At 75.5% G+C, this 6504-nt stretch carries 5 protein-coding genes (1 of these 5 running past the window's edge); 3 read left to right on the forward strand and 2 right to left on the reverse strand.

Going from position 1 to position 6504, the window contains the following annotated elements; all coding sequences use genetic code 11:
• Positions 1-60: 60 nt before the first annotated feature.
• Positions 61-975: a homocysteine S-methyltransferase gene (mmuM, locus tag RMN57_RS31455; protein ID WP_313766680.1), complete on the reverse strand. Its 915-nt coding sequence runs from the start codon at positions 973-975 to the stop codon at positions 61-63.
• Positions 976-1127: 152 nt separating this feature from the next.
• Between mmuM and RMN57_RS31460 the strand changes: the two genes are divergently transcribed.
• The 3 genes from RMN57_RS31460 to RMN57_RS31470 all read left to right on the forward strand — a co-directional run bounded on the left by RMN57_RS31460 (position 1128) and on the right by RMN57_RS31470 (position 4858).
• Positions 1128-2087, forward strand: coding sequence for an NUDIX domain-containing protein (locus RMN57_RS31460; RefSeq protein WP_313766681.1), 960 nt, complete (start codon positions 1128-1130; stop codon positions 2085-2087).
• Between the two features lie 41 nt (positions 2088-2128).
• Positions 2129-2677, forward strand: coding sequence for an NUDIX domain-containing protein (locus tag RMN57_RS31465; RefSeq protein ID WP_313766682.1), 549 nt, complete (start codon positions 2129-2131; stop codon positions 2675-2677).
• Positions 2678-2830: 153 nt separating this feature from the next.
• Positions 2831-4858 (forward strand): acetoacetate--CoA ligase, encoded by a 2028-nt coding sequence (locus RMN57_RS31470; protein WP_313766683.1) that lies wholly within the window; start codon positions 2831-2833, stop codon positions 4856-4858.
• Positions 4859-4959: 101 nt separating this feature from the next.
• Here the strand turns inward: RMN57_RS31470 and ptsP are convergent, their stop codons facing one another.
• A protein-coding gene (gene ptsP, locus RMN57_RS31475) for a phosphoenolpyruvate--protein phosphotransferase (protein WP_313766684.1) crosses the window boundary here: on the reverse strand, positions 4960-6504 show its 3' portion. 126 nt of this gene lie beyond the right edge of the window; 1545 of the gene's 1671 nt are visible here — the last part of the coding sequence; its start codon lies beyond the right edge, outside the window — the gene reads right to left on this strand; the stop codon is at positions 4960-4962.

A 6504-nucleotide genomic window follows, 5' to 3' on the forward strand; every position in this document is an offset into this window, starting at 1 on the left:
CCAGGCCGCCCCCCGTCCGTGCACCTTCCCCCTCGGTAAATCGCCCGCCCGGCGTTCACCTCAGCGCCGGTCGCGCGCCACCTCGGCGGCCACCGCGGCGATCTCCCGCGGCCCCACCCGGCAGCAGCCGCCCACCAGTCGGGCGCCGTCGCCCAGCCACCCGGCCACCTGCCCCGGGCGGAAGGTCGGCGCACCGCGCCAGTCCCGCGCCACGGCGTCCCAGGCCTCCCCGCTGTTGGGGTACACCACCACCGGCTTGCCCGTAACCCGCGTCGCCAGCGCCACCGCCCGGTCCGCGTCCGCCGGCGTGCAGCAGTTCACCCCGACCGCCACCACCTCCTCGGCCTCCGCCGCGAGCGCGAACGCCTCCGCCAGCGGCTGGCCCGCCCGGGTCCGCCCGCCGTCGACGCTGTAGGACAGCCACGCCGGGACCCCCAGCCCGCGCACCGCCCGCAGCAGCGCCCGCGCCTCGTCCGCGTCCGGCACCGTCTCCAGCGCCAGCACGTCCGGCCCGGCCGCCGCCAGCACCTCCAGCCGCGGCCGGTGGAACGCCTCCAGCTCGGCCACCGTCAGCCCGTACCGCCCCCGGTACTCCGACCCGTCGGCCCGCACCGCGCCGTACGGCCCCACCGACGCGGCCACCCAGAGCCGCCGGCCCGCCGCCGGCCGCCCGGCCGCCTCCCGCGCCAGCTCCACCGCGCTCGCCAGCAGCCGCGCCGCCTCCGCCCGGCCCACCCCGTGCCGGGCGAACCCCTCGAAGCTCGCCTGGTAGCTCGCGGTGATCGCCACCTCCGCCCCGGCGTCGAAGTACGCCCGGTGCACGGCCACGACCGCCGCCGGATCGTCCGCCAGCAGCCGCGCCGACCAGAGCGCGTCGGACAGGTCGTGCCCGGCCGCCGCCAACTGGTTGGACATCCCGCCGTCCAGCACCAGCGGACCGGCGGCCAGCGCCGCGGCGAAGTCGCCCCAGGCCATCGCAGACCCCTTCCCGAACCGAAACCCCCTGCTCCGACAGCCTAGGACCGCCCCGGCGCCGGCCCCTCCAAAATCATTTGCCGCGGCCCCCGGGGATCGCTACGTTGTGCTCAGTCCGAGAACGACGACCACCGCACGGAGAGGAGCCGGCCATGGCCGCGGAGCAGCCCCCCGCCGACACCGGCACCGACGAGAGCGCGTGGCTCGCCGCCTACGACCCGCGCGCCTACACGCCCGTCGCCGTCACCGTCGACGTCGTCGCCCTCACCCTGCGCCACGGCAGCCTGCACGTCCTGCTCGTCGAGCGCGCCGCCCCGCCGCACCAGGGCGCCTGGGCGCTGCCCGGCGGATTCCTGCGGGCGGGGGAGGAGAACCTCGACGAGGCCGCCGCCCGCGAGCTCGCCGAGGAGACCGGCCTGCTCGGCGCCGCCGACGCCGAGGCCGCCCTCAGCCGCATCCACCTCGAACAGCTCGGCACCTACGGGGAGCCGAACCGCGACCCGCGGATGCACGTCGTCTCGGTCGCCTACCTGGCCTTCGCCCCCGACCTGCCCGACCCCGAGGCCGGCTCCGACGCGGCCACCGCCGCCTGGCACCCCGTCACCGCCCTCGACCTCCGGCCCCCCAGCGGCCGGTCACCAGCCACCGGTGTGCCCGCCGACACCCACGGGGGTGGCGTCGGGGGGCACACCGGTCCCGCCACGGAGCCCACCGGTCCCGCCTCCGAGCCCACCGCGGCCGCCCCGCACACCGCGGAGGCCGGCCCCGCACCGATCACGCTGGCCTTCGACCACGCCCGCATCCTCGCCGACGGCCTCGACCGCGCCCGCGCCAAGATCGAGTACAGCCCGCTGGCCACCGCCTTCCTCCAGTACGACTTCACCATCCCCGAGCTGCGCGCCGTCTACGAGGCCGTCTGGGACGAGAAGCTCCACCCCGGCAACTTCCACCGCAAGGTGCTCTCCGTCCCCGGCTTCGTCGACAGCACCGGCACCACCACCGAACGCGGCGGCGCCCGCGGCGGCCCGCGCGCCCGCACCTACCGCGCCGGCGACGCCCACCTCCTCCACCCCGCACTGCTGCGCCCCACCCGCGAGGACGAGATCCGCTGACCGGCCCCATCGGCCGCCCACCGGCGCACTACCATCCGGCCATGACCACTCAAGAGGTGAGCAGGACGAGCAACCGGCCCAACTCCCACTGCCACTGGTGCGGCGCGCCCTACCCGCCCGGCACCGAGGCCTGGCCCCGCACCTGCCCGGGCTGCTCCGAGATCAGCTACCGCAACCCGCTGCCCGTCGTCGTCACCCTCCTCCCGGTCATCCAGGAGGACGCCGAGCCCACCCTCGTCGTCATCCGCCGCACCATCGAACCCGGCTACGGCCAACTCGCCATGCCCGGCGGCTACATCGACTACGGCGAGAGCTGGCAGCAGGCGTGCGTGCGCGAACTCCGCGAGGAGACCGGCATCCTGGCCGACGCCGCCGACATCACCCTGGTCGCCACCGACTCCGACACCCGCGGCGGCTTCCTCTGCCTCTTCGGCCTGCTCCCCGCCCGCCCGCTGGCCGATCTCCCGCCCTCCAAGCCCACCGAGGAGACCGACGGCTGGCAGCTCGCCACCCCGGAGACCCCACTGGCCTTCGCCTTCCACACCCGTGTCTCCCAGGCCTGGTTCAACGGCGAGTACACCCCCCGCTGACCGCCCCCGGCCACCGGGCTGACCAGGGGCGCGCCCCCCGAGCAGACCCTGGCGCACCAGGCGATCACGTGGCAGGGTCTGCACCGACAGCCCCAACCGGACGGACCCTGCCACAAGCGCGCCCGTCCCTCCACCGGCCGGGAGACCACCACCGTGAGCACCCCACCCCAGGACCAGCCGCTCTGGCGCCCGCACCCCGCCCGCGCCGCCAGCACCGGGATCGTCGCCTTCCAGGCCTGGGCGGCCCGGCACCACGGCGCCCCGGCCGCACCGCTCGCCCCCGTCGACGACGACCAGCAGGCCGCCCGGCGCTACGCCGACCTGCACGCCTGGTCCACCGAGGACCTCAACCGCTTCTGGACCGCCGTCACCCAGTGGTTCGACGTCCGCTTCACCCAGGCCCCGGAGGCCGTCCTCGCCGACCCGGCCATGCCCGGCGCCCGCTGGTTCCCCGGCGCCCGCCTCAACTACGCCGAGCACGCCCTGCGCGCCGCCGAGGACGAGGCCAACGCCGACAAGCCGGCCATCCTCCACCTCGACGAGACCACCGAGCAGCCGACCGCTCTCACCTGGTCCGAACTCCGCCGCCAGGTCGGCTCCCTCGCCGCCGCCCTGCGCGCCCGGGGCATCGGCCCCGGCGACCGCGTCAGCGCCTACCTGCCCAACATCCCGCAGGCCGCCGTCGCCCTCCTCGCCACCGCCGCCGTCGGCGCCGTCTGGACCAGCTGCGCCCCCGACTTCGGCGCCCGCAGCGTCCTCGACCGCCTCCAGCAGATCGAGCCCGCCGTCCTCTTCGCCGTCGACGGCTACCACTACGGCGGCAAGGACCACGACCGCACCGAGGTGGTCGCCGAGCTCCGCCGCGAACTCCCCACCCTGCGCACCGTCGTGCACGTCCCTCTGCTCGGCGCCCCCGCCCCCGAAGGCGCCCTGCACTGGGACGACCTCGTCGCCGGCGACACCGCGCCGGTCTTCGAGCCCGTCCCGTTCGACCACCCGCTCTGGGTCCTCTACTCCTCCGGCACCACCGGCCTGCCCAAGGCCATCGTCCAAAGCCAGGGCGGCATCCTGCTCGAACACCTCAAGCAGGCCGGCCTCCACCTCGACCTCGGCCCGGCCGACCGCTTCCTCTGGTACACCTCCACCGGCTGGATGATGTGGAACTTCCTCCTCGCCGGCCTGCTCACCGGATCCACGATCGTCACCTACGACGGCAGCCCCGGACACCCCGACACCGGCGCCCTCTGGTCCGTCGCCGCCCGCACCCGCGCCACCGTCCTCGGCACCTCCGCCGCGTACGTGATCGCCAGCCGCAAGGCCGACCTCCACCCCGGCCGCGACCTCGACCTCTCCGCCGTCCGCTGCATCGGCACCACCGGCTCCCCGCTCCCGCCGGACGGCTTCCGCTGGATCTACGACGAGGTCAAGGAAGACGTCTGGCTCGCCTCCGTCAGCGGCGGCACCGACGTCTGCTCCTGCTTCGTCGGCGGCGTCCCCACCCTGCCGGTGTACCTCGGCGAGATCCAGGCCCCGTGCCTCGGCGCGGCCGTCGAGTCCTGGGACGTCCAGGGCCGCCCGCTCACCGACGCCGTCGGCGAACTGGTCGTCACCAAGCCCATCCCGTCGATGCCCACCGGCTTCTGGAACGACCCCGACGGCACCCGCTACCACGACAGCTACTTCGACACGTACCCCGGCATCTGGCGCCACGGCGACTGGATCACCGTCACCTCCCGGGGCACCGTCGTCATCCACGGCCGCTCCGACTCCACCCTCAACCGCCAGGGCGTCCGGATGGGCTCCTCCGACATCTACGAGGTCGTCGAGCGGCTCCCCGAGATCGCCGAGTCGCTGGTCATCGGCCTGGAGGAGCCCGACGGCGGCTACTGGATGCCGCTCTTCGTCGTCCTCGCCCCCGGCGCCGCCCTCGACGACGACCTCACCGGCCGCATCCGCACCTCGCTGCGCACCGAGCTCTCCCCGCGGCACGTCCCCGACGAGGTCATCGCCGTCCGCGGCCTCCCGCACACCCTCACCGGCAAGCGCATCGAGGTGCCGGTCAAGCGACTGCTCTCCGGCACCCCGCTGGAGCAGGCCGTCAACCCCGGCTCCGTCGACAACCTGGACCACCTGCGGTTCTTCGAGCAGCTCCGGCTCGACCGCCGGGCAGCCCAGGGCTGACCCGGTTCCCGCTCCCGCTCCGGGGCCCCGTCGGCCCCCGGCCACGGCGAAGGGGCGCCCCCATGACGGTGGGGGCGCCCCTCGGCACCTGCGATCGAGGGCTACTCGCCCGACAGCACCTGCTGCGCCGCGGCCCGCGCCGCCTCCGCGCCGTCCGCCGCCCGGGCCGCCTCGGCCGCCCGACGGCACTGCGCCAGCGTGTACTTGGCCAGCGTGGTCCGCACGTACGGGATCGACGCCGCGCCCATGGAGAGGCTGGTGACACCGAGACCGGTCAGGACGACGGCCAGCAGCGGGTCGGAGGCCGCCTCGCCGCAGACGCCGCAGCTCTTGCCGACGGCCTGCGCCGCCTCGGCGGAGCTCGCGACCAGGTCCAGCAGGGCCGGCTGCCACGGGTCCTGCAGCCGGGCCAGCGCGCCCACCTGCCGGTCGGCGGCGAAGGTGTACTGCGCGAGATCGTTGGTTCCCAGCGAGAGGAACTCGACCTCCTGCAGGATCGAGCGGGCCCGCAGAGCAGCGGAGGGGATCTCCACCATGGCGCCGAACTTGGCGTCCAGGCCCGCCTCGCGGCACGCGTCCGCGAAGTCCCGGGCGTCCTTGCGGTCGGCCACCATCGGGGCCATCACCTCAAGGTGCACCGGCAGCCCCTCGGCGGCCTTCGCCAGTGCGCGCAGCTGGGTCTGCAGGACGTCGGGGTGCTCCAGCAGCGTCCGCAGACCGCGCACGCCCAGAGCGGGGTTCGGCTCGTCCGCCGGGGTCAGGAAGTCCAGCGGCTTGTCCGCGCCGGCGTCCAGCACCCGCACCACGACCCGGCCCTCCGGGAAGGCCTCCAGCACCTTCCGGTAGGCCTCGACCTGCTTCGCCTCACCGGGCGCCTTCGCCGAGTCGTCCAGGAAGAGGAACTCCGTCCGGAACAGGCCGACGCCCTCCGCACCGGCCTCCAGCGCGGCCGGCAGGTCGGCCGGGCCGCCCACGTTGGCCAGCAGCGGAACCCTGTGCCCGTCCGAGGTCTGCCCCGGGCCGGAGGAGGAGGCCAGGGCGGCCCTGCGCTCGGCGGCGATCCGCCGCAGCTCGTCCTGCTTCTCCGCGGACGGCTCCACCAGCACGTCACCGGAGCTGCCGTCCACCGCGACCACCGTGCCCTCGGCGACGTCGGTGGCCGCCGGGAGCGCGACCACGGCCGGCACGCCCATGGCCCGGGCCAGGATCGCGCTGTGGCTGGTCGGCCCGCCCTCCTCGGTCACGAAACCCAGCACCAGCGTCGGGTCGAGCAGCGCGGTGTCCGCCGGCGCGAGATCGCGGGCGAACAGGACGTACGGCTCGTCGCTGTCCGGTACACCCGGCATCGGCACGCCCAGCAGCCGGGCCACGATCCGGTTGCGCACGTCGTCGAGGTCGGCGACCCGGCCCGCCAGGTAGTCCCCGGCCGAGGCGAGCAGCGCGCGGTAGGCGGCGAAGGCGTCGTAGATCCCGCGCTCGGCGCTGCTGCCGACGGCGATCCGCCGCGCGACGTCGGCCATCAGCTCCGGGTCCTGCGCCATGAGCGCCTGGGCCTCCAGCACCGCCTGGGCCTCGCCGCCGGCCAGGTTGCCGCGCGCGGTCAGGTCCGCGGCGACCGCCTCGACGGCGGCCTCGGCGCGGGCCTG

This window comes from Kitasatospora sp. CM 4170 (assembly GCF_032110285.1).
GTDB lineage: Bacteria > Actinomycetota > Actinomycetes > Streptomycetales > Streptomycetaceae > Kitasatospora > Kitasatospora aburaviensis.

Bases quoted from the DNA above. Each gene is read 5' to 3' on its own strand.
- RMN57_RS31465 (WP_313766682.1), top strand. From the start codon at position 2,129: ATGACCACTCAAGAGGTGAGCAGGACGAGCAACCGGCCCAACTCCCAC.
- RMN57_RS31460 (WP_313766681.1), top strand. From the start codon at position 1,128: ATGGCCGCGGAGCAGCCCCCCGCCGACACCGGCACCGACGAGAGCGCG.
- mmuM (WP_313766680.1), bottom strand. From the start codon at position 975: ATGGCCTGGGGCGACTTCGCCGCGGCGCTGGCCGCCGGTCCGCTGGTG.